We start from the raw sequence: 20,557 nt of genomic DNA, 5'->3' as shown, positions 1-20,557 counted from the left end.
CTGCTAGTTGTTGCTGCTCGCCTTACTTGGCGACCGGCGTGTCGGTGGTGTTGCCCGGCTTCCAGATCTGGCCGATGGCCACGCTCTGCAGCTTCTTCTTGCGGCCGTACCAGAGGTTGACCAGGCCGCGGTTGAAGAACACCGCCGAGAACATCGAGGTCAGGATGCCCAGGCAGTGCACCACGGCAAAGCCGCGCACCGGGCCCGAACCAAAGGCCAGCAGTGCCAGGCCGGCGATCAGCGTGGTCACGTTGGAGTCCAGGATGGTGGCCCAGGCGCGGTCGAAGCCGACCGCGATCGCCATCTGCGGCGACGCGCCCCCGCGCAGTTCTTCGCGGATGCGCTCGTTGATCAGCACGTTGGCGTCGATGGCCATGCCCAGCACCAGCGCAATGGCGGCGATGCCCGGCAGCGTCAGCGTGGCCTGCAGCATCGACAGCACGGCGATCAGCAGCAGCAGGTTCACGCCCAGCGCCAGCACCGAGAACACGCCGAACAGCATGTAGTACAGGATCATGAACACGCCGATCGCGGCAAAGCCGTAGGCGACCGAGTCAAAACCCTTCTGGATGTTGTCGGCACCCAGCGACGGGCCGATGGTGCGCTCTTCGATGATCTCCATCGGCGCGGCCAGCGAGCCGGCGCGCAGCAGCAGCGCCAGGTCGTTGGCGGCTTCGGTGGAGTAGGAGCCGGTGATCTGGAAGCTCGAGCCCAGTTCGGACTGGATCGTCGCCACCGTCAGCACTTCGCCCTTGCCCTTCTCGAACAGCACGATCGCCATCGGCTTCTTCAGGTTCTCGCGCGAGACGTCGCGCAGCACGCGGCCGCCCTGGGCGTCGAGCTTGATGTTGACCGAGGGCTGCTGGTTCTGGTCGAAGCCGGCCGAGGCGCTTTCAATGCGGTCGCCGGTGAAGATGACCTGCTTCTTGAGCACCACCGGGGCGCCGTTGCCTTGCGTGAAGAGCTCGCTGCCGAACGGGATCGGGTCGCCCGGGCGCGGGCTGCGCGGGGCGTCGTTGTCGACCAGGCGGGCTTCCAGCGTGGCGGTGCGGCCGATGATGTCCTTGGCCTTGGCGGTGTCCTGCACGCCCGGCAGCTGCACCACGATGCGGTCGGCGCCTTGCTGCTGGATGACCGGCTCGGCCACGCCAAGCTCGTTCACGCGGTTGTGCAGCGTGGTGATGTTCTGCTTGACCGCGGCGTCCTGCACGGCCCTGCGGGCGGCTTCGGTGAAGGTGCCGACGACATTGTTGCCGTCCATCGCAAAGGCGACTTCACGCAGGTTGTCGGCCAGCACGGGGCGGGCGCGGCCGGCGTCCTCGGCGTTGTTGAAGCGCACCGTCAGGCGCTCGCCGTCGCGGTCGATGCCGCCGTGGCGGATGCTCTTGTCGCGCAGCAGGGTGCGCGCGTCGCCGCCCAGGCTGTCGAGCTTCTTGTCGACGGCGCCCTTCATGTCGACCTGCAGCAGGAAGTGCACGCCGCCGCGCAGGTCCAGGCCCAGGTACATCGGCAGCGCGTGCATGGCGGTCAGCCAGCGCGGCGAGCCCGACAGCAGGTTCAGCGCGACCACATAGGTGGGGTTGGCCGCGTCGGGGTTGAGCGTGCGCGACAGGATGTCCTTGGCCTTGAGCTGCTCGTCGGTGGTGCGGAAGCGCGCCTTGACCGAGCCGGACTGGCCGGAAATATCAAAGAAGACGCCGTCAGGCTGCAGCTGGTTCTGCGCCAGGATCTCTTCGACCTGCTTCTGCATCGACAGGTCGACCTTGACCGTGGCCTTGCCCGAGGACACCTGCACCGCAGGCGCCTCGCCGAAGAAGTTCGGCAAGGTATAGATGATGCCGATGGCCAGGGCCACCAGGATCACGAGGTATTTCCAAAGCGGATAACGATTCATCTCTGGCCAGTCATTCAGCGGTTGGCGGGGCCGGCGCTGGCGTGGCGCACCACGTCGGCGGGGCCGAACCGGTTTGGCAAACAGCCGCCTGGCAGCCACGGATCGAAGCCACGGGGGCTTCGTCGGGCTGGATCAGGCGGCTGCCGGGGCATGCGCGAACGGGCATGCCGGAAAAGACAAAGGCGGGAGTCGCGCGCGCGATCCGGAGATCAGAGCGCCTTGAGCGAGCCCTTGGGCAGCACGGTGGTTACGGCACTCTTCTGCACGGTGATTTCAGTGCCTTCGGCGATTTCCAGGCTGACATACTGGTCGGTGACCTTGGTCACCTTGCCCAGGATGCCGCCGGCGGTCACGACTTCGTCGTTCTTGGCCAGCGCTTCGAGCATTGCCTTGGCTTCCTTCTGGCGCTTCATTTGCGGGCGGATCATGATGAACCACAGCACGCCAAACATCAGGATGATGGGCAGGAAGCTCATCAGGCCGCCAGCCGCGCCGCCGGCTCCGGCGGTCTGGGCAAATGCGTTAGAAATCAGCACGTTGTTTCTCCGTCACAAAAATTAGTCAAATAATCGATCATTCTACCATTCGCATTCCGCCAGCCCTTGGCATTCTAGGGCGGAATACGGGTTTGTTCGGGTGCGCTCGGGGCAACTTGCGGCAGGGGTCGGCATGGCCGGGCGCTCTGGATCGCGGGTCGCCCCCGGATGACCCGGCTATTCGACCGCCGGCAGCGCAAAAGTTCGCGCCACCCGGCGTTGTCACTGCGTGCCGCGGGCGCGGTCGGCCGCAAACTGGCGGCGGAAGTCGGCAAAGCGATGGTGCTCGATGGCTTCGCGCATCTCGCGCATCAGCTGCAGGTAGTAGTGCAGGTTGTGGATGGTATTCAGGCGCGCACCCAGGATCTCGCCCACGCGGTGCAGGTGGTGCAGGTAGGCGCGCGAGAAGTTGCGGCAGCTGTAGCAGGCGCAGCTTTCATCGAGCGGGCGCGGATCGTTGCGGTGCGCCGCGTTCTTGATCTTGACGTCGCCGAAGCGGGTGAAGAGCCAGCCGTTGCGCGCGTTGCGGGTGGGCATCACGCAGTCGAACATATCCACCCCGGCGGCGACGCCGGCGACCAGGTCTTCGGGCGTGCCCACGCCCATCAGGTAATGCGGCTTGTTGGCCGGCAGGCGCGGCGCCACGTGCTCGAGCACGCGCATCATGTCTTCCTTGGGCTCGCCCACCGACAGCCCGCCGATGGCAAAGCCGTGGAAGTCCAGCTCGGACAGGCCGGCCAGCGATTCGTCGCGCAGGTCCTCGTACATGCCGCCCTGGACGATGCCGAACAGCGCGTTGGGGTTGGCCAGGCGCTCGAACTCGTCGCGCGAGCGCTTGGCCCAGCGCAGGCTCATGCGCATCGACTTGGCGGCTTCCTCATGCATAGCGGGGCGGCCGTCGATCTCGTATGGCGTGCATTCGTCGAACTGCATCACGATGTCCGAGTTCAGCGTGCGCTGGATCTGCATCGAGATCTCGGGCGACAGGAAGAGCTTGTCGCCATTGACCGGAGATGCGAACGTGACGCCATCTTCGGTGATCTTGCGCAGATCGCCCAGCGAAAACACCTGGAAACCACCGGAATCGGTCAGGATCGGCTTGTCCCAGCCGATAAAGCGGTGCAGGCCCTCGTGGGCGTTGACCACGTCCAGCCCGGGGCGCAGCCACAGGTGGAAGGTGTTGCCCAGGATGATCTGCGCGTCGATTTCATTGAGCTCCAGCGGCGACATCGCCTTGACCGAGCCATAGGTGCCCACCGGCATGAAGATCGGCGTTTCGACCACGCCGTGGTTCAGCGTGACGCGGCCGCGGCGGGCGTTGCCGTCGGTGGTGATGAGTTCGAAGTTGAGCATGAAGGGTAGTCGGAGATCAGGCCTCGGTGTCGGCACCGGGCTGGCGGGTCAGCAGCATGGCGTCCCCGTAGCTGAAGAAACGGTAGCGCTGCTCGACCGCATGGCGGTAGGCGGCGCGGATGGCTTCCACGCCGGCCAGCGCCGACACCAGCATCAGCAGCGTCGACTTGGGCAGGTGGAAGTTGGTGATCAGGGCATCGACCAGGCGGAAGCGGTAGCCGGGGGTGATGAAGATATCAGTGTCGCCACTGCCGGCGGCGAGCGTGCCGTCGGCCTGCGCGGCCGATTCCAGCGCGCGCAGCGAGGTGGTGCCGACCGCGATCACGCGGCCGCCGCGCGCGCGGGTGTCGCGCACGGCCTGGGCCAGGTCTTCGGAGACGGCGTACCACTCCGAGTGCATCTTGTGCTCGGCCAGGTTCTCGGTGCGCACCGGCTGGAAGGTGCCGGCGCCAACGTGCAGCGTCAGGAAGGCGCGCCGCACGCCGGCGGCATCGAGCCGCACAAACAGCGCATCGTCGAAATGCAGGCCCGCGGTGGGCGCGGCCACCGCGCCGGGGCTGCGCGCGTAGACGGTCTGGTAGCGAGTTTCGTCGTAGGCGTCCGGGTCGTGCGTGATATACGGCGGCAGCGGCAGGCGGCCGTAGCGCTCGATCAGGTCCAGCGCCGGCTCGGGGAAGCGCAGTGTGAAGAACTGGTCCACGCGCGGGCCCACGGTGACGGCGAAGGCGTCGTCGGCCAGATGCAGCGTGCTGCCCTCGGCCGGGGTCTTGGAGGCGCGCACCTGGGCCAGCACGGTGTGGGTATCGACCACGCGCTCGACCAGCACCTCGATCTTGCCGCCGCTGGGCTTGTGGCCAAAGAAGCGCGCCTTGATCACGCGGGTGTCGTTGAAGACCAGCAGGTCGCCGGGACGCAGGTAGTCGACGATGTCGCTGAAGGCGCGGTCGACCATGCGCACCGCGTCGGCGGTGTCGGCGGGGGCCAGCCGTTCGACCACCAGCAGCCGGCTCGCGCTGCGGTCGGGCAGCGCGCTCTGGGCAATCAGTTCTGGCGGCAGCGGGAAATCGAAATCGGAAAGCGTCAACATCGTGGGAGCGGGGGGCTGCGCGATCCCCATGCAGGCCGGAGCGGGGCACAAAACGGCACTCCGCTGCCCGTGGTGGCAGCCGGCATGGGTACAATCGGCGAATCCAATATTGTAAGGCCACGCGCGCGCTTGCCGCCGGGCCGGGCGTGATACCGGCTATTCGCCGGCGCCGCGCCAGCCAACCCCGCAGCACGAGAGCGACCGCTGCCAACTTTTTCGCCGATGCCCGGAACCGCCGCTGAACCGATCCACGACCCCGCCGACGCCGCCAAGGAAACGGCGGCGCCCGCGCGCGGCAAGGCCGGCGAAGCCAAGGGCAAGGCCGCCGCCTCCGGCACGTCTTCTGCGGCCGCGCGCCTGGCCAAGCTCGGCCTGCGCCGTCCCGTCGACCTGGTGCTGCACCTGCCGATGCGCTATGAGGACGAGACCACGCTCGCGCCGATTGCCGAGGCCATCCACCGCGCCGGGCTCGGGCTGCCGGCGCAGGTGGAAGGCGAGGTCATCTCCAACGAAGTCACGTTCCGGCCGCGCCGCCAGCTGGTGGTCAAGATTGCCGACGACAGTGGCGAGCTGACGCTGCGCTTCCTGAACTTCTACGGCAGCCAGACCAAGCAGATGGCCGAAGGCGTGCGCCTGCGCGTGCGCGGCGAGGTGCGCGGCGGCTTCTTCGGCGCCGAGATGGTCCACCCGACGGTGCGCCCGGTGGTGCCCGGCGAAGCGCTGCCCGACCGCCTGACGCCGGTGTATCCGTCCACCGCCGGCATCCCGCAGGCCTATCTGCGCAAGGCCATCGGCGGCACGCTGTCGCGCACGCCCATGCCCGAGACGCTGCCGCAGGCGGTGCTGGAGGGGCCGCTGGCACGCCTGCACCTGCGCCCGCTGGCCGACTGCCTGCGGCTGCTGCACGCGCCCCCGCCGCAGGAGAGCGAGGCCGCGCTGGCCGACCGCTCGCACCCGGCCTGGCAGCGCATCAAGTTCGACGAACTGCTGGCGCAGCAGATCTCGCTGCGGCGCGCGCACGCGGCGCGGCGCGAAAAGACCGCGCCGACCATGCCGCGCCGCGAGGGCGGCCTGCTGACGCGCTTCCTGGCCGCGTTGCCGTTCCGGCTGACCGGGGCGCAGCAGCGCGTGGTGGAAGAAATCGCCGCCGACATGACGCGCCCGCACCCGATGCACCGGCTGCTGCAGGGCGACGTGGGCAGCGGCAAGACCATCGTCGCCGCGCTGGCGGCCTGCCAGGCGATCGATGCCGGCTACCAGGCCGCGCTGATGGCGCCCACCGAAATCCTGGCCGAGCAGCACTACCGCAAGCTGTCCGCATGGCTGGAGCCGCTGGGCGTGCCGGTGGCGTGGCTGGCCGGCAGCCAGAAGGCACGCGAGAAGCGCGAGGCCGCGGCGCGCGTGGAATCGGGCGAGGCGCAACTGGTGATCGGCACCCACGCGCTGATCCAGGACACCGTGCGCTTTGCGAAGCTGGGGCTGTCGGTGGTCGACGAGCAGCACCGCTTCGGCGTGGCGCAGCGGCTGGCGCTGCGCGGCAAGGCCGGTGCCGCCGATGCCCCCGATTCAGCCGCAACCGCGGCCGAGACCGTACCGCACCAGCTGATGATGTCGGCCACGCCGATCCCGCGCACGCTCGCCATGACGTATTACGCCGACCTCGACGTCTCGGTGATCGACGAGCTTCCGCCCGGGCGCACCCCCATCGTCACGCGGCTGGTCAATGATGCGCGCCGCGACGAGGTGATCGCACGCGTGCACCATGCCGCCGCCGAAGGCCGGCAGGTCTACTGGGTCTGCCCGCTGATCGAGGAAAGCGAGGCGCTGCAGCTGCAGACCGCGGTGGAAACCTATGAAACGCTGGTGGCCGCGCTGCCGGACCTGCGCGTGGGCCTGGTGCACGGGCGCCTGCCGCCGGCCGAGAAGGCCGCCGTGATGGAAGACTTCAGCGCCAACCGCATGCAGGTGCTGGTGGCCACCACCGTGATCGAAGTGGGCGTGGACGTGCCCAATGCCTCGCTGATGGTGATCGAGCACGCCGAGCGCTTCGGCCTGGCGCAGCTGCACCAGCTGCGCGGGCGGGTGGGGCGGGGCAGCGCCGAATCGGTCTGCCTGCTGATGTACCAGGCGCCGCTGTCGCCCACCGCGCGCGAGCGCCTGGCGACCATGCGCGAGACCACCGACGGCTTCGAGATCGCCCGGCGCGACCTCGAAATCCGCGGCCCAGGTGAATTCCTCGGCGCGCGCCAGTCGGGGGAAGCCATGTTGCGCTTTGCCGACCTGCAGACCGACGCATGGCTGGTCGACTACGCGCAGGAGGCGGCCGAGCTGATGCTGGCGCGCTATCCGGAAGCGGTCGAAGCACACCTTTCGCGCTGGCTGGGCGGGCGCGAGCACTACCTGAAAGCCTGAACGGCGCTGTGCAGGTGCGCGATGCTTCGCATGCGTCGACACAATGCGTTGGCGCTCTGACAGAAGCGGCAATCGAAGGTAAAATCTATCGCCTACCGCAAATTGATAAGTCATGACGCTCACCGAACTCAAGTACATCGTCGCCGTGGCGCGCGAGCGCCATTTCGGCCGGGCCGCCGAAGCCTGCTTTGTGTCGCAGCCGACGCTGTCGGTCGCGATCAAGAAGCTGGAAGACGAACTCAACGTGCAGATTTTCGAGCGCGGCACCTCCGAGGTGTCGGTGACGTCGGTCGGCGAGCAGATCGTGGCGCAGGCCCAGCGCGTGCTTGAACAGACCATGGCCATCCGCGAGATCGCCAAGCAGGGCAAGGACCCGTTGGCGGGCCCGCTGCGCGTGGGCGTGATCTACACCATCGGCCCGTACCTGCTGCCGTCGCTGGTCAAGCAGATGATCGAGACCGTGCCGCAGATGCCGCTGATGCTGCAGGAGAACTACACCCACAAGCTGATCGAGCTGCTCAAGCAAGGTGAGATCGACTGCGCGGTGATGGCCGAGCCGTTCGCCGATTCCGGCCTGACGGTGCGCCCGCTCTATGACGAGCCCTTCGTCGTCGCCGTGCCGCGCGGCCACGAACTGGCGCAGGCGCGCGCGATCGACCCGGATGAACTCAAGCGGCAAACCATGCTGCTGCTCGGCAGCGGCCACTGCTTCCGCGACCATGTGCTGGGTGTGTGCCCCGAGCTGTCGCGCTTCTCGCAGGCGGCCGACGGCATCCAGAAAACCTTCGAGGGTTCGTCGCTGGAGACCATCCGCCATATGGTCGCCAGCGGGGTCGGCATCACCGTGCTGCCGCGCACCTCGGTGCCTGACATGAAGGCCAAGGGCGACATGCTGTCCTATGTGCCGTTTGCCGATCCGGTGCCCGACCGGCGCGTGGTGCTGGCCTGGCGCAAGAGCTTCACCCGCCTGCCGGCCATGGAAGCGCTGGCCAACGCCGTGGCCGCGTGCGAGCTGGCCGGCGTGCGCAAGCTGGACGCCAAGGAGCTGGCCGAAGCGGCCTGATTGTCTTACCCCCGCAGTACCGGCAATTCCCTCGGCCGCACCGGAGATTCCGCTGCGGCCGTTGTCATTTCTGGCCCCGCAACGGGGCAACCTGTCTTCGGGCGGTCACTTTCCGCTGCGATAAGTTGCAGAAATCCCGGATAGATTTGACCTAATACATAGGTATAAATAATTGAATTCTCAATTCGATAGATCGTTGGTAGCCTGACTCCTGTCGGTGCAGATTGCATCGACCTGAGACAGGATCCGATGATGAGCACCAGCGCCCAGTTCTCTCCGACAACAACCAACGAGCGCCCGTTCCCCCTCCGCATGGGGCGCTGCCTGCTCGATTGCCTTGCCTGCTATGCCGCCGCGCTCTGACGCGGCGATCCCTTTCAGCCTACCCACAAAGAGGAAAAGATGAGCAAGAAGGACACCCTTACCACTGCCGCCGGCGCACCCGTCGCCGACAACCAGAACTCGCAGACGGCTGGCCCGCGCGGCCCGATGCTGCTGCAGGACGTCTGGTTCCTCGAAAAGCTGGCCCACTTCGACCGCGAGGTCATCCCCGAGCGGCGCGTGCATGCCAAGGGCTCCGGCGCCTATGGCACGCTCAAGATCACCCACGACATCACCAGGTACACCAAGGCCTCGGTCTTTGCCCAGGTCGGCAAGGAGACGCCGCTGTTCATCCGTTTCTCGACCGTGGCCGGCGAGCGCGGCGCGGCCGATGCCGAGCGCGACGTGCGCGGCTTCTCGATCAAGTTCTACACCGACGAAGGCAACTGGGACGTGGTCGGCAACAACACCCCGGTGTTCTTCGTGCGCGATCCGCTCAAGTTCCCAGACTTTATCCACACGCAGAAGCGGAATCCGCGCAGCAACCTGCGCGACCCGATCGCGGTATGGGACTTCTGGTCGCGCCATCCGGAATCGCTGCACCAGGTCACCATCCTGATGAGCGACCGCGGCCTGCCGCAGAACTACCGCCAGATCCACGGCTTCGGCTCGCACACATACTCGTTTATCAACGCCAACAGCGAGCGCTTCTGGGTCAAATTCCACTTCAAGTCGCAGCAGGGCATTGCCAACTGGACCAATGAGGACGCGGCCAAGGTGGTCGCCAACGACCGCGAGAGCGCGCAGCGCGACCTGTTCGAGAACATCGAGACAGGCAATTTCCCGCGCTGGAACCTGCGCGTGCAGATCATGCCGGAGGCCGATGCGGCCAAGTACCACATCAATCCGTTCGACCTGACCAAGGTCTGGCCGTACAAGGACTACCCGCTGATCGACGTGGGCGTGCTCGAGCTCAACCGCAACCCGGACAACTACTTTGCCGAGGTCGAGCAGGTGGCGATGAATCCGGCCAATATCGTGCCGGGCATCGGCTTCTCGCCCGACAAGATGCTGCAGGGGCGGCTGTTCTCGTACGGCGACACGCAGCGCTACCGCCTGGGGATCAACCACAACCAGATCCCGGTGAATGCGCCGAAATGCCCGTTCCACAACAGCTTCCACCGTGACGGCGCGATGCGCGTGGACGGCAACCAGGGCGGCAAGCTCAACTACGAGCCCAACCGCGAAAGCGCCTACGCCGCCAGCGAGCGCGCAATCGAGCCGCCGCTGGCACTGGATGGCGCCGCCGACCACTGGGACCACCGCGTCGACCCGGACTACTACAGTCAGCCCGGCGCGCTGTTCCGCCTGTTCGACCAAGGCCAGCGCCAGCGCCTGTTCGCCAATATCGCGGCGGCCATGCAGGGCGTGCCTGAGGCGATCGTGCGCGTGCAGCTGGAGCACTTCACCAAGGCCGACCCGGCCTACGGCGAGGGCGTGAAGCGTGCGCTCAACCTGAAGTAAGCGGCAGCCTGGCGCGGCGCCCCTGGCGGGCTGCCGCGCCGCGGAGAACGATGATGGCAATGATCCGGTTGTTTATCGACGAGTGGCGGCAGCTGTGGCACGACGGGCACGACCAGCCCGGGCGCGCCGATGCCGCGCGGCTGCGCCACAAGCTGTGGCGCAAGGAAATCGGCGCCGCCGTGATCGTGCTCGGCGCGGCCGTGATGTTCAGCGAAGTGGCCCGGGGTTTGGCCGGGATTGCCGGCTAATGCAATAATGTGGGTACTGCGCCGCCCGGCCCCAAAACATGGCAAGCCCGGCGGCGCCCCTCGTGGCTTTACCAGAACGGAGCGTACCTACCATGGCAAAGAAGAATGAGATGAGCGTGAATATCGGTATTTCCGACAAGGACCGCAAGAAGATCGCGGAAGGCCTGTCCAAGCTGCTGGCAGACACCTACACCCTCTACCTCAAGACCCATAACTTCCACTGGAACGTGACGGGTCCCATGTTCAATACGCTGCATCTGATGTTCGAGACCCAGTACACCGAGCTGGCGCTCGCCGTGGACTCGATCGCCGAGCGTATCCGCGCGCTGGGCTACCCGGCACCGGGCACCTACAAGGAATACGCCCGCCTGTCATCGATCGCGGAGGAAGAGGGCGTGCCCGAGGCCACCGACATGATCCGCAAGCTGGTCGAAGGCCAGGAAGCCGTGGTGCGCACCGCGCGCTCGCTCTTCCCGGTAATCGACGCCGCCGGCGACGAGCCGTCGGCCGACCTGCTGACCCAGCGCATGCAGACGCATGAAAAGACCGCGTGGATGCTGCGCGCGATGCTGGCCTGAGGCCTGCTGGCCACCTCCGGCTGCCCTTCTGCGGCGGCCGGCACTGCGCGTCGCAACCGTCCGGGCTGCGGCGCGTTTTCATTGAATCCTCCTTCCCGGATCCGCGCTGTGCAGACCCTCTCGCCGTTGCCGCCCACGCCCATGCTTGAACGCCTTTCCCTCTACGCGCGCCTGGTGCGCATCGACAAGCCGATCGGCACGCTGCTGCTGCTGTGGCCGACGCTGTGGGCCATGTGGATGGCTGCGGGCGGGCCGCCGGCATGGGGGCTGTTCTGGATCTTCGTGGCGGGCACCTTCCTGATGCGCTCGGCTGGCTGCGCCATCAATGACTGGGCCGACCGCGACTTCGACAAGCACGTCAAGCGCACCAGGGAGCGGCCGCTGACCGCGGGCAAGATCGCCGCATGGGAAGCGCTGGCCGTGGCCGCCGTGCTGGCGCTGGTGGCCTTTGCGCTGGTGCTGCCGCTCAATGCGCTGACCAAATGGCTGGCGGTGGTGGCGGCGGTGGTGGCGGGCACTTACCCGTTCTTCAAGCGCTTCTTTGCGATTCCGCAGGCTTATCTTGGCATCGCGTTTGGCTTTGGTATCCCGATGGCGTTTGCCGCGATCCAGGACCAGGTGCCGCCGGTGGCGTGGATGATGCTGCTGGCCAATGTGTTCTGGGCGGTGGCGTATGACACGGCGTATGCGATGGTCGATCGTGACGACGACCTCCTGATCGGCATGAAGACTTCAGCCATTACCTTTGGCCGCTTCGACGTGGCGGCGATCATGCTCTGCTACGCTGCTTTCCTGGCGCTGATGGCGTGGGCGGGGGTGCTGCTGGGGCTGGGGTGGCCTTACTGGGTGGGGCTGGTGGCGGCTGCGGGTTGCGCCGGGTATCACTACACGCTGATTCGCGATCGGGACCGGATGCGGTGTTTTGCGGCGTTCCGGCATAACAACTGGCTGGGGGCCTGTGTGTTTGCGGGGACGGCGGTGGCTTATGCGATTCGGTGATGCTTGCCGGGTGGTTTGAGTTGTTGTCGTCCTTGGCGGGCGTGGCTGTTTCGCCGGCGTAGCCGGCGAGTCACTTTCTGTCCGAGCGACAGAAAGCTGGAATGAACGCGCCCCGCTCTCGGGCCGTGAGATGTCGTGGGAGCTGGCAAGCGCCCAATGACCGTCAACGCATATTGAGCCTGCGTAGCAGCCGTAGGCGTCCCCGCGATGCCGTTTGCAGCAGGCGGCCTACACCCTGCATGGGGATCGTTCAATAGTGGGTTAACGGAGGCACTGTCCCTGACTCACATGGCGTAGCAGGGTCGAACGGGCAACCACGCCAGAACGGCAAGCACCACCGTGTGAACTACCAACGCCGTGCAATTGATTGCCAGCCGCATAGGCGACGCGTTTTTGCCTACTTTTGTCGCTTGGACAAAAGTAGGTCGCCCCTTTAGGGGCGAAACCGGGGCCGGCAACTCATCGCCAGATGCCCGCCGCAAGCACAGCGCCCCGAAACCACACCCTCAATCCTTCCCGAACTCCGTCCCCATCTCCTTGCCGCGTGCGGCAGCCGCATGCATGGCGCGCACGAAGGAATCACTGATACCCGAAGCCTCCATCGCCGTCAGCGCCGCATAGGTGGTGCCGCCCTTGGACGTCACGCGCTCACGCAGCGTCGACACCGGCTCGGAAGACTGCCCGGCCAGGGTAGCAGCGCCACGGAAGGTCTCCACTGCCAGTTCGCGGCCTTGCTCCGCCGTCAGGCCCAGCTCCGTGGCAGCGCGTTCCATCGCCTCGATAAAGTAGAAGACATAGGCCGGCCCACTGCCGGAAATGGCGGTGACCGCATCGATCTGGTCATCCCCATCCACCCACACGCACTTGCCGACGGCCCCGGCCACGGCGCTGGCAATCGCGCGGTCTTCGGCCGACAGCCCGGCCGGCGCGGCCAGCCCCGTCATGCCCATGCCAGCCAGCGCCGGCGTATTCGGCATTGCCCGCACCAGCCGGGTGCGCCCGTCCAGCCAGCGCTGCATGTCCTGCAGCCGGATGCCGGCGGCCACGCTGATCACCAGGTTGCCCTTGCCGCTGGCCGGCAGGATCGGCAGCAACTGCGCCGCGGCGTCGCGGAACTGCTGCGGCTTGACCGCCAGCACCAGCACGTCGCTGGCGCCGAAGGCGGCATCCGGCGCCCCCGCGGCATGCACGCCGAGGTCGCGCGCCAGGCGTTGCTGGGCCTCGGGGAAGGGGTCGACCACGCGGATCGAGCCGGCCGGCACGCCGCGGGCGATCAGGCCGCCGATCAGTGCGGTGGCCATATTGCCGCCGCCGAGAAAGCCAAAGGTAAGGGTATCGAGCATGGGGATCCGTTGGGGGCTTTGAAGGGAATGGACTGGGCGCGCCGGGCTACCGGTACTGGCGCGCTCCGAAGATGGCGGTGCCGATCCGCACCAGGTTGGCGCCCTCGGCGATGGCGGCTTCCATGTCGCCAGACATGCCCATCGACAGCGTGTCGAGATGCAGGCCGTCGGCGCGCAGCGCCTGCAGCATGGCGCGCATGGCCGCGAACGGGCGGCGCTGCGCGGCGGGTTCGTCCTCGGGCTCGGGGATCGCCATCAGCCCGCGCAGGCGCAGGCCGGGCAGCGCGGCGACGGCATGTGCCAGGGCGGGTACCTCTGCCGGGGCGACGCCGCTCTTGCTGGCTTCGCCGCTGATATTGACCTGGATGCAGACCTGCAGCGCCGCCATGCCGGCCGGGCGCTGGGCCGACAGCCGCTCGGCGATCCTGAGCCGGTCGACGGCGTGCGCCCAGTCGAAATGCTCCGCCACCAGGCGGGTCTTGTTGCTTTGCAGCGGGCCGATGAAATGCCATTGCAGGCGGTGGCGCAGGTCGGCCAGCGCGGCGATCTTGTCGACGCCTTCCTGGACGTAGTTTTCGCCGAAGGCAAACTGTCCGGCGGCGTATGCGGCCCTTATGCGGTCGGGGGGAACGGTCTTGGAAACGGCCAGCAGGGCGATGTCCGCGGGCTGTCTGCCGGCTTGTTGTGCGGCCGCCGCGATGCGCTGGTGAACGGCTTGCAAGTTGGCGGCAATTACAGACATAATCCGGCGAACATACAAAAGAAAGTACGCAAAGTACTGATAACTCAGGGTGGGGTCATTATAGATGGACATCGCGCAGCTATTGGCTTTCGCTGTCAAGAACAAGGCGTCTGATCTTCATCTCTCCGCGGACATGCCGCCGATGGTGCGGATCCACGGCGACATGCGCCGGATCAACGTCGCCTCGATGACGCACAAGGATGTCCACGCCATGGTGTACGACATCATGAGCGACACCCAGCGCAAGGCCTACGAAGAACGCCTCGAAATCGATTTCTCGTTCGAGATCGCCGGCCTGTCCCGCTTCCGGGTCAATGCCTATAACACCCAGCGCGGCGCCGCCGCGGTGTTCCGTACCATTCCCTCCAAGGTGCTCTCGCTCGAAGAGCTGCGCGCGCCCGCGGTGTTTGCCGACCTGTGCATGAAGCCGCGCGGGCTGGTGCTGGTGACGGGCCCGACCGGCTCGGGCAAGTCCACCACGCTGGCGGCGATGGTCGACCATCGCAACGACAACGACATGGGCCACATCCTCACGGTTGAGGACCCGATCGAATTCGTGCACAGCTCCAAGAAGAGCCTGATCAACCAGCGCGAGCTGGGGCCGCATACGCATTCGTTTGCCAACGCGCTGCGCTCGGCACTGCGTGAAGACCCCGACGTGGTCCTGGTGGGTGAGTTGCGCGACCTGGAAACCATCCGCCTGGCGCTGACCGCGGCCGAGACCGGCCACCTGGTCTTCGGCACGCTGCACACCAGTTCCGCGGCCAAGACCATCGACCGCGTGGTCGATGTGTTCCCGCCCGAAGAGAAGGACATGGTGCGCACCATGCTGTCGGAATCGCTGGAGGCGGTGATCTCGCAGACGCTGCTCAAGACCCGCGACGGCAATGGCCGCACCGCCGCGCACGAGATCATGATCGCCACGCCCGCGATCCGCCACCTGATCCGCGAGAACAAGATCGCGCAGATGTACTCGATGATGCAGACCAGCAGCGGGCTGGGCATGCAGACGCTGGACCAGTGCCTGTCTGACCTGATCAAGCGCAGCGTCATCAGCTACAACGACGCGCGCGCCATCGCGAAGAACCCCGACGCGTTCATGGGCTGAGGCCCGCTCCCTTGCAGGACACCGCCATGCTCGATCGCGAATCCGCCGCCAAGTACATCAACGACCTGCTGGAGCTGATGGTCAGCAACCGCGGCTCGGACCTGTTCATTACCTCTGACTTCCCGCCTGCGATCAAGGTCGACGGCAAGATCAAGCCGGTGTCGCAGCAGCCGCTGAACCCGACCCAGGCGCTGGGCCTGGTGCGCTCGGTGATGAACGAGCGCCAGGTGCAGGACTTCGACACCAGCCGCGAATGCAATTTTGCGATCACCGCGCCCAAGGCCGGGCGCTTCCGCGTGTCGGCCTTTATCCAGCAGGGCAAGGCCGGCATGGTGGTGCGCACCATCAATACGCGCATCCCCTCGGTGGCCGACCTGGACCTGCCGGCGACGCTGCATGAGGTGGTGATGGGCAAGCGCGGGCTGGTGATCGTGACCGGCGCCACCGGCTCGGGCAAGTCGACCACGCTGGCGGCAATGCTCGACCACCGCAACGCGCATTCGTACGGCCATATCATTACCATCGAGGATCCGATCGAGTACGTGCATGCGCACCAGAACTGCATCGTCACGCAGCGTGAGGTCGGCATCGATACCGAGTCCTGGCACGTGGCGCTGAAGAACACGCTGCGCCAGGCGCCCGACGTGATCCTGATCGGCGAAATCCGCGACCGCGAGACCATGGAGTACGCGATGCAGTACGCCGAGACTGGCCACCTGTGCCTGGCCACGCTGCACGCCAACAACGCCAACCAGGCGATCGACCGCGTGGTCAACTTCTTCCCCGAGGAAAAGCGCCAGCAGCTGCTGATCGACCTGTCGCTGAACCTGAAGGCGATGATCTCGCAGCGCCTGCTGCCGCGCGCGGGCCGCAAGGGGCGGGTGCCGGCGGTGGAGATCATGATCGGCACGCCGCTGGTGGCCGACCTGATCTTCAAGGGCGAGATCCACGAGCTCAAGGAAGTCATCAAGAAGTCGCGCGAGCAGGGCATGGTCTCGTTTGACCAGGCGCTGTTCGACCTGTACGAGGAAGGCAAGATCACCTACGAGGACGCGCTGCGCAACGCCGACTCGCTCAACGACCTGCGCCTGATGATCAAGCTGCACAGCGCGAGCGCCAAGGACACCGACCTGGGTGCCGGCACCGAGCATCTCAACGTCATCTGATTCGTGCACGCCAGTGCGCATGGCGGTATGCTTGGGCCACGCACAAGGAGTCTGCCATGACCAATGTCTACCAGTTCGAAGCCAACTCGCTGGCCGGCCAGCCGGTACCGCTGTCGCAGTTCCAGGGCAAGGTGATGCTGGTCGTCAACACCGCCAGTGAATGCGGGTTCACGCCGCAGTACGAGGGCCTGCAGAAGCTCTACGACGAATACCACGGGCGCGGCCTGGCGGTGCTGGGCTTCCCGTGCAACCAGTTCGGCAAGCAGGAACCGGGCGATGCGCAGCAGATCGGCCAGTTCTGCGAAACGCGCTTTGCGGTGCGCTTCCCGATGTTCGCCAAGATCGACGTGAACGGCGCCGACGCCCATCCGCTGTACCAGTGGCTGACCACGGAGAAGCGTGGCGTGCTCGGTACCCAGGGCATCAAGTGGAACTTCACCAAGTTCCTGCTGCGCCGCGACGGCACGGTGTTCAAGCGCTATGCGCCGACCACCAAGCCCGACGAGCTGCGCGCCGATATCGAGAAGCTGCTGTCCGACCCGGCTGCCTGAGCCTAGGTGCCGCTGGCGCGCACCGCGCGCAGGAAACCATTGAGCGAGCGGTCGGGCGTTTCGTGGAAGTGGTCGTCCAGCATGCGGATGGCACGGCAGCGGTCCAGCCGGAAGCTGCGGTAGTCCGAGCGCGTGGTGCACCACGCCGCCAGCAGCCAGGCATTGCCCCAGAAGAACAGGCCCAGCGGCATCACCACGCGTTCGGTGATGCGCTGCTGCACGTCGCAGTAGTCGAGCAGCAGCAATTTCTGCTCGCCCAGCGCGCCATGCACCACGTCGAAGGCCTCGCGCACATGCGCCTGGTTGACGTATTCCGGTGCGAACACGCGGCTTTGCTGCGCCGCCAGCCGGCGCGGCGGCGGCAGCGCGGCCATCAGTTTTTCAAGCGCGGGATCGGCCGCGGCGGCCAGCGCGCCGCCGCCCCAGGCTTTCAGCAGGCGCAGGCCGGCGACCAGCGCTTCCACTTCCATGGCGGTGAACATCAGCGGCGGGACATCGAAGTCGGCGCGTAGCCGGTAGCCGATGCCGGCCTCGCCCTCGACCGGCACGCCTGACAGCGACAGCGCCTGGATATCACGGTAGACGGTGCGTTCCGACACCCCGAGCCGCTGCGCCAGCAGCGCCGCCGTGGTCAGGCGGCGGCCGCGCAGCACCTGCACGATCTGGAACAGGCGGTCGGCGCGGCGGCTCATCGGGGGTGGCTTGCCATCGGGGTCAAGCGGCCACGGGCTCGTGCAGCCCGATGCGGTTGCCTTCGCTGTCGGTGATATGGGCGATGCGGCCGATCTCGCCCGGCAGGCGCAGCGGCCCGAACACGGTCTTGCCGCCGGCGCGCGCGGCGCGCTCCAGCAGCACATCCAGTTCCGGCGCATGCAGGTATGGCACCGCGCCGTAGTAGTTGCTGGGGCGGTAGCCCTCGCCGGCCACCAGCGCGCCGCCCGGGTCGGGGTGCGGGAACACGGCCATATCGACCTGGCTCATGGTCTCGCGGCGCAGCTGGATATTGAACACCTCCTCGTAGAAGCCGACCGCGCGGTTCATGTCGACGACGGGGATTTCCAGCCAGTTGATCAGACGGTTGCTCATGACAGACTCCTTGGTTCCAGGTGAAGGGGAGTGAGGAGTTCGCATCATGCGCGGGGGCTGCTGACAGCGTCCTGTCAGGAGCGTGTCAGTGTGGCATCCACGCCGCCATCACCGGCACCATGATCGCCGTCAGCACGCCGTTCAGGCCCATGCCCAGCGCGGCAAAGGCGCCGGCTTCCTGGTTGACCTGGAAGGCCCGCGCGGTGCCGATGCCGTGCGCCGCCACGCCGGTGGCGAAGCCGCGCACGGTGTAGTCGCGGATGCGCAGCAGGTTCAGCACGCTGGTGGCGCTGACCGCGCCGATGATGCCGGTGGCCATCACCAGCACCGCCGTCAGCGACGGCAGCCCGCCGATCTTCTCGGCCACGCCCATGGCGATCGGGATCGTCACCGACTTGGGCGCGAGCGAGCGCACGGTCTCGGGCGATGCGCCCAGCAGCCAGGCAATGCCCACCGCCGACACCACCGCCACCACCGAGCCCGCCACCAGCCCCGCCAGCAGCGGGAACACATGGGTGCGCAGCTTGGGCAGCTGCAGGTACAGCGGCACCGCCAGCGCCACCGTGGCCGGCCCCAGCAGGAAGTGCACGAACTGCGCGCCGTCGAAGTAGGTCTTGTAGGGCGTGCCGGTGACGGTCAGCACCGTGACCAGCAGCGCCACCGCGATCATCACCGGATTGGCCAGCGGCGAGAAGCGCGAACGCTCATAGATGCGGAAGGCGAACACGTAGGCCAGTAGCGTAGCGGTCAGCCCGACCAGCGGGCTCGCGGCCAGGTAGACCCAGATCTCGTTGAGGCGGGGCGTCATCATGCCTGCTCTCCTTTCGCATCGGCGGGCGGGACATCGGCGCGCTTGCGCATCAGCATGCGCGTGACCACGGCGGTGGTGGCGATGGCCAGCCACGTGGACACCAACAGCGCCACCAGGATCGGCATCCATTCGCCCTCGATGCGGTTGGCATGGACCATGATGCCGACGCCGGCCGGCACGAACAGCAGCGACAGGTGCTTGAGCAGCTCAGTGGTGGTGCCCTGGATGATGGGCAGCAGGCGGTCGTCGAAGGCGAGCCAGCCGAACAGCAGGATCATGCCGAGCACGGGGCCGGGCACGGGCAGGGTCAGCGCGTAGCTGATCACCTCGCCGACGGACTGGAAAACCAACAGGATTGCAAAGCTTTGGAGCATGGGGGCGTGGCGTTTGGTCGCAGGTGCGCGGCGCGCGTCCGGAAGGGATGCGCGCTGCCGCCCATGCTGCCCGCCCGCACTAGCCGAGCATCTTGTCGACCAGTTCGATCCAGTGCATCACCGGGGTGCCGGTGCCGCTCTGCAGGTGCGAGATGCAGCCAATATTGGCCGAGACGATGGCTTCAGGCTGCGTGGCCTGCAGTTTGGCGAGCTTGTCGTCGCGCAGGCGGTAGGCCAGTTCCGGCTGCAACACCGAATAAGTGCCTGCCGAGCCGCAGCACAGGTGGCTGTCAGCGCAGAGTTTGACTTCCACGCCGAGGCCGGTCAAGAGCGCTTCGACTTTGCCGCGGATCTGCTGGCCGTGCTGCAGCGTGCAGGGCGGGTGGTAAGCCACGCGCCGGTTGTCGCGCGGGACTGCGCCGGCCAGGGCGTGCAGCGCTTCGGCAAAGTCCGGCAAGACTTCGGACAGGTCGCGCGTCAGCGCCGATACGCGGCGGGCGCGCTCGGCGTACTTCGCATCGTTGCGCAGCAGGTGGCCGTAGTCCTTGACCATCGCGCCGCAGCCCGAGGCGGTCATCACGATGGCTTCGGCGCCGTCCTCGATATGCGGCCACCAGGCGTCGATATTGCGGCGCATATTGTCGAGGCCGCCGTCGTGGTCGCCGGTGTGGAAGCGGATCGCGCCGCAGCAGCCGGCTTCGCGTGCCACCAGCAGTTGTACGCCAACACGGTCGAACACACGCGCAGTGGCGGCATTGATGTTGGGCGACATTGCCGGCTGCACGCAGCCGTCGAGCAACAACATCTTGCGTGCATGCACATTGCGCGGCCACGTGCCGGGCGCGGCGGTGCTGGACAGCGCCGGCACCTTGTTGCGCAGCGTGCCCGGCAGCAGTGGCCGCACCATCTGGCCCAGGCGCAGCGCCGTGCCGAACAGCGCCGGGCGCGTCAGTCCCTCGCGCAGCGCCCAGCGCGTGATGCGCTCGCTGGCGGGGCGCTGCACGCCTTCGGCCTTGAGCTTGTCGTCGACCAGCTTGCGGCCGATATCGACCAGGCGCCCGTAGCGCACGCCCGACGGGCAGGTCGATTCGCAGTTGCGGCAGGTCAGGCAGCGGTCCAGGTGCAGGCGCGTGCTTTCGGTGATGGCATGGCCTTCCAGCACCTGCTTCATCAGGTAGATGCGCCCGCGCGGCCCGTCCAGCTCGTCGCCGAGCAACTGGTAGGTGGGGCAGGTGGCGGTGCAGAAGCCGCAATGCACGCAATTGCCGACGATGGATTTGGCTTCCTCGCCTTCGGGCGTGTTGCGAAGAAAATCGGCCAGGTTCGTTTGCATGGTGTGGGGAGGTTGTGCCTGGGGGTGC

At 66.9% G+C, this 20,557-nt stretch carries 20 protein-coding genes; 9 read left to right on the top strand and 11 right to left on the bottom strand.

Annotation, left to right across the window (positions count from 1 at the left end; all coding sequences use genetic code 11):
• Positions 1-22: 22 nt before the first annotated feature.
• The 4 genes from secD to queA form a co-directional block, all read right to left on the bottom strand.
• Entirely contained in the window at positions 23-1,894 is a 1,872-nt protein-coding gene (secD, locus tag ACW4E8_RS12960; protein ID WP_456804879.1) for a protein translocase subunit SecD, read from the bottom strand.
• A gap of 209 nt (positions 1,895-2,103) precedes the next feature.
• Positions 2,104-2,430 carry a preprotein translocase subunit YajC gene (gene yajC, locus ACW4E8_RS12955; protein WP_013957943.1) on the bottom strand — a complete coding sequence of 109 codons (327 nt, stop codon included), beginning with the start codon at positions 2,428-2,430 and terminating at the stop codon, positions 2,104-2,106.
• Positions 2,431-2,652: 222 nt separating this feature from the next.
• The gene (tgt, locus tag ACW4E8_RS12950; RefSeq protein WP_456804878.1) at positions 2,653-3,783 is read right to left on the bottom strand and encodes a tRNA guanosine(34) transglycosylase Tgt; all 1,131 of its coding nucleotides are present in this window, start codon (positions 3,781-3,783) and stop codon (positions 2,653-2,655) included.
• A gap of 16 nt (positions 3,784-3,799) precedes the next feature.
• Positions 3,800-4,870, bottom strand: coding sequence for a tRNA preQ1(34) S-adenosylmethionine ribosyltransferase-isomerase QueA (queA, locus tag ACW4E8_RS12945; protein ID WP_456804877.1), 1,071 nt, complete (start codon positions 4,868-4,870; stop codon positions 3,800-3,802).
• A gap of 222 nt (positions 4,871-5,092) precedes the next feature.
• Between queA and recG the strand changes: the two genes are divergently transcribed.
• The 6 genes from recG to ubiA all read left to right on the top strand — a co-directional run bounded on the left by recG (position 5,093) and on the right by ubiA (position 12,015).
• On the top strand, positions 5,093-7,282 hold the full coding sequence (gene recG / locus ACW4E8_RS12940) for an ATP-dependent DNA helicase RecG (RefSeq protein ID WP_456804876.1): 2,190 nt from the start codon (positions 5,093-5,095) through the stop codon (positions 7,280-7,282).
• A 112-nt stretch (positions 7,283-7,394) separates the two neighbouring features.
• Positions 7,395-8,345, top strand: coding sequence for a LysR substrate-binding domain-containing protein (locus ACW4E8_RS12935; RefSeq protein ID WP_456804875.1), 951 nt, complete (start codon positions 7,395-7,397; stop codon positions 8,343-8,345).
• Between the two features lie 402 nt (positions 8,346-8,747).
• Entirely contained in the window at positions 8,748-10,190 is a 1,443-nt protein-coding gene (locus tag ACW4E8_RS12930) for a catalase (protein ID WP_456804874.1), read from the top strand.
• Positions 10,191-10,240: 50 nt separating this feature from the next.
• The gene (locus tag ACW4E8_RS12925) at positions 10,241-10,438 is read left to right on the top strand and encodes a hypothetical protein (protein WP_013957937.1); all 198 of its coding nucleotides are present in this window, start codon (positions 10,241-10,243) and stop codon (positions 10,436-10,438) included.
• Positions 10,439-10,530: 92 nt separating this feature from the next.
• On the top strand, positions 10,531-11,016 hold the full coding sequence (locus tag ACW4E8_RS12920; protein WP_041228123.1) for a Dps family protein: 486 nt from the start codon (positions 10,531-10,533) through the stop codon (positions 11,014-11,016).
• Positions 11,017-11,157: 141 nt separating this feature from the next.
• Positions 11,158-12,015, top strand: coding sequence for a 4-hydroxybenzoate octaprenyltransferase (gene ubiA, locus ACW4E8_RS12915; RefSeq protein WP_041228121.1), 858 nt, complete (start codon positions 11,158-11,160; stop codon positions 12,013-12,015).
• Positions 12,016-12,521: 506 nt separating this feature from the next.
• Here the strand turns inward: ubiA and proC are convergent.
• The gene (gene proC, locus ACW4E8_RS12910; protein ID WP_456804873.1) at positions 12,522-13,358 is read right to left on the bottom strand and encodes a pyrroline-5-carboxylate reductase; all 837 of its coding nucleotides are present in this window, start codon (positions 13,356-13,358) and stop codon (positions 12,522-12,524) included.
• 46 nt (positions 13,359-13,404) lie between these two features.
• Complete coding sequence (locus ACW4E8_RS12905) at positions 13,405-14,100, bottom strand: YggS family pyridoxal phosphate-dependent enzyme (RefSeq protein ID WP_456804872.1); 696 nt, start codon at positions 14,098-14,100, stop codon at positions 13,405-13,407.
• Positions 14,101-14,164: 64 nt separating this feature from the next.
• Between ACW4E8_RS12905 and ACW4E8_RS12900 the strand changes: the two genes are divergently transcribed.
• Genes ACW4E8_RS12900 through ACW4E8_RS12890 form a run of 3 tightly spaced genes read left to right on the top strand, consistent with a single transcriptional unit; the run spans position 14,165 to position 16,925 of the window.
• Positions 14,165-15,208 (top strand): type IV pilus twitching motility protein PilT, encoded by a 1,044-nt coding sequence (locus ACW4E8_RS12900; protein WP_456804871.1) that lies wholly within the window; start codon positions 14,165-14,167, stop codon positions 15,206-15,208.
• A gap of 26 nt (positions 15,209-15,234) precedes the next feature.
• Positions 15,235-16,374: a PilT/PilU family type 4a pilus ATPase gene (locus ACW4E8_RS12895; RefSeq protein ID WP_456804870.1), complete on the top strand. Its 1,140-nt coding sequence runs from the start codon at positions 15,235-15,237 to the stop codon at positions 16,372-16,374.
• A gap of 56 nt (positions 16,375-16,430) precedes the next feature.
• Positions 16,431-16,925, top strand: coding sequence for a glutathione peroxidase (locus tag ACW4E8_RS12890; RefSeq protein WP_456804869.1), 495 nt, complete (start codon positions 16,431-16,433; stop codon positions 16,923-16,925).
• Positions 16,926-16,927: 2 nt separating this feature from the next.
• Here ACW4E8_RS12890 and ACW4E8_RS12885 read toward each other — a convergent pair whose 3' ends face one another.
• From ACW4E8_RS12885 to glcF, 5 genes are all read right to left on the bottom strand, one after another.
• Positions 16,928-17,617 carry a helix-turn-helix transcriptional regulator gene (locus ACW4E8_RS12885; protein WP_456804868.1) on the bottom strand — a complete coding sequence of 230 codons (690 nt, stop codon included), beginning with the start codon at positions 17,615-17,617 and terminating at the stop codon, positions 16,928-16,930.
• Positions 17,618-17,639: 22 nt separating this feature from the next.
• Positions 17,640-18,011 carry a VOC family protein gene (locus ACW4E8_RS12880; RefSeq protein ID WP_456804867.1) on the bottom strand — a complete coding sequence of 124 codons (372 nt, stop codon included), beginning with the start codon at positions 18,009-18,011 and terminating at the stop codon, positions 17,640-17,642.
• Positions 18,012-18,096: 85 nt separating this feature from the next.
• Complete coding sequence (locus ACW4E8_RS12875) at positions 18,097-18,822, bottom strand: LrgB family protein (RefSeq protein ID WP_078197799.1); 726 nt, start codon at positions 18,820-18,822, stop codon at positions 18,097-18,099.
• Positions 18,819-19,196, bottom strand: a complete 378-nt coding sequence (locus ACW4E8_RS12870) for a CidA/LrgA family protein (RefSeq protein ID WP_456804866.1) — start codon at positions 19,194-19,196, stop codon at positions 18,819-18,821. Before ACW4E8_RS12870 ends, ACW4E8_RS12875 begins: the two co-directional genes overlap by 4 nt.
• A gap of 79 nt (positions 19,197-19,275) precedes the next feature.
• Positions 19,276-20,529: a glycolate oxidase subunit GlcF gene (glcF, locus tag ACW4E8_RS12865; protein WP_456804865.1), complete on the bottom strand. Its 1,254-nt coding sequence runs from the start codon at positions 20,527-20,529 to the stop codon at positions 19,276-19,278.
• Between the last annotated feature and the right edge of the window lie 28 nt (positions 20,530-20,557).

Source organism: Cupriavidus sp. CP313 (assembly GCF_054072015.1).
This window is presented reverse-complemented; position numbering and strand designations above follow the sequence as displayed.

Bases quoted from the DNA above. Each gene is read 5' to 3' on its own strand.
- ACW4E8_RS12880 (WP_456804867.1), bottom strand. From the start codon at position 18,011: ATGAGCAACCGTCTGATCAACTGGCTGGAAATCCCCGTCGTCGACATG.
- proC (WP_456804873.1), bottom strand. From the start codon at position 13,358: ATGCTCGATACCCTTACCTTTGGCTTTCTCGGCGGCGGCAATATGGCC.
- ACW4E8_RS12885 (WP_456804868.1), bottom strand. From the start codon at position 17,617: ATGAGCCGCCGCGCCGACCGCCTGTTCCAGATCGTGCAGGTGCTGCGC.
- ubiA (WP_041228121.1), top strand. From the start codon at position 11,158: ATGCTTGAACGCCTTTCCCTCTACGCGCGCCTGGTGCGCATCGACAAG.
- ACW4E8_RS12895 (WP_456804870.1), top strand. From the start codon at position 15,235: ATGCTCGATCGCGAATCCGCCGCCAAGTACATCAACGACCTGCTGGAG.
- ACW4E8_RS12935 (WP_456804875.1), top strand. From the start codon at position 7,395: ATGACGCTCACCGAACTCAAGTACATCGTCGCCGTGGCGCGCGAGCGC.
- ACW4E8_RS12905 (WP_456804872.1), bottom strand. From the start codon at position 14,100: ATGTCTGTAATTGCCGCCAACTTGCAAGCCGTTCACCAGCGCATCGCG.
- ACW4E8_RS12890 (WP_456804869.1), top strand. From the start codon at position 16,431: ATGACCAATGTCTACCAGTTCGAAGCCAACTCGCTGGCCGGCCAGCCG.
- recG (WP_456804876.1), top strand. From the start codon at position 5,093: ATGCCCGGAACCGCCGCTGAACCGATCCACGACCCCGCCGACGCCGCC.
- glcF (WP_456804865.1), bottom strand. From the start codon at position 20,529: ATGCAAACGAACCTGGCCGATTTTCTTCGCAACACGCCCGAAGGCGAG.
- ACW4E8_RS12870 (WP_456804866.1), bottom strand. From the start codon at position 19,196: ATGCTCCAAAGCTTTGCAATCCTGTTGGTTTTCCAGTCCGTCGGCGAG.
- queA (WP_456804877.1), bottom strand. From the start codon at position 4,870: ATGTTGACGCTTTCCGATTTCGATTTCCCGCTGCCGCCAGAACTGATT.
- secD (WP_456804879.1), bottom strand. From the start codon at position 1,894: ATGAATCGTTATCCGCTTTGGAAATACCTCGTGATCCTGGTGGCCCTG.
- tgt (WP_456804878.1), bottom strand. From the start codon at position 3,783: ATGCTCAACTTCGAACTCATCACCACCGACGGCAACGCCCGCCGCGGC.
- ACW4E8_RS12925 (WP_013957937.1), top strand. From the start codon at position 10,241: ATGATGGCAATGATCCGGTTGTTTATCGACGAGTGGCGGCAGCTGTGG.
- ACW4E8_RS12930 (WP_456804874.1), top strand. From the start codon at position 8,748: ATGAGCAAGAAGGACACCCTTACCACTGCCGCCGGCGCACCCGTCGCC.
- ACW4E8_RS12900 (WP_456804871.1), top strand. From the start codon at position 14,165: ATGGACATCGCGCAGCTATTGGCTTTCGCTGTCAAGAACAAGGCGTCT.
- ACW4E8_RS12875 (WP_078197799.1), bottom strand. From the start codon at position 18,822: ATGATGACGCCCCGCCTCAACGAGATCTGGGTCTACCTGGCCGCGAGC.
- ACW4E8_RS12920 (WP_041228123.1), top strand. From the start codon at position 10,531: ATGGCAAAGAAGAATGAGATGAGCGTGAATATCGGTATTTCCGACAAG.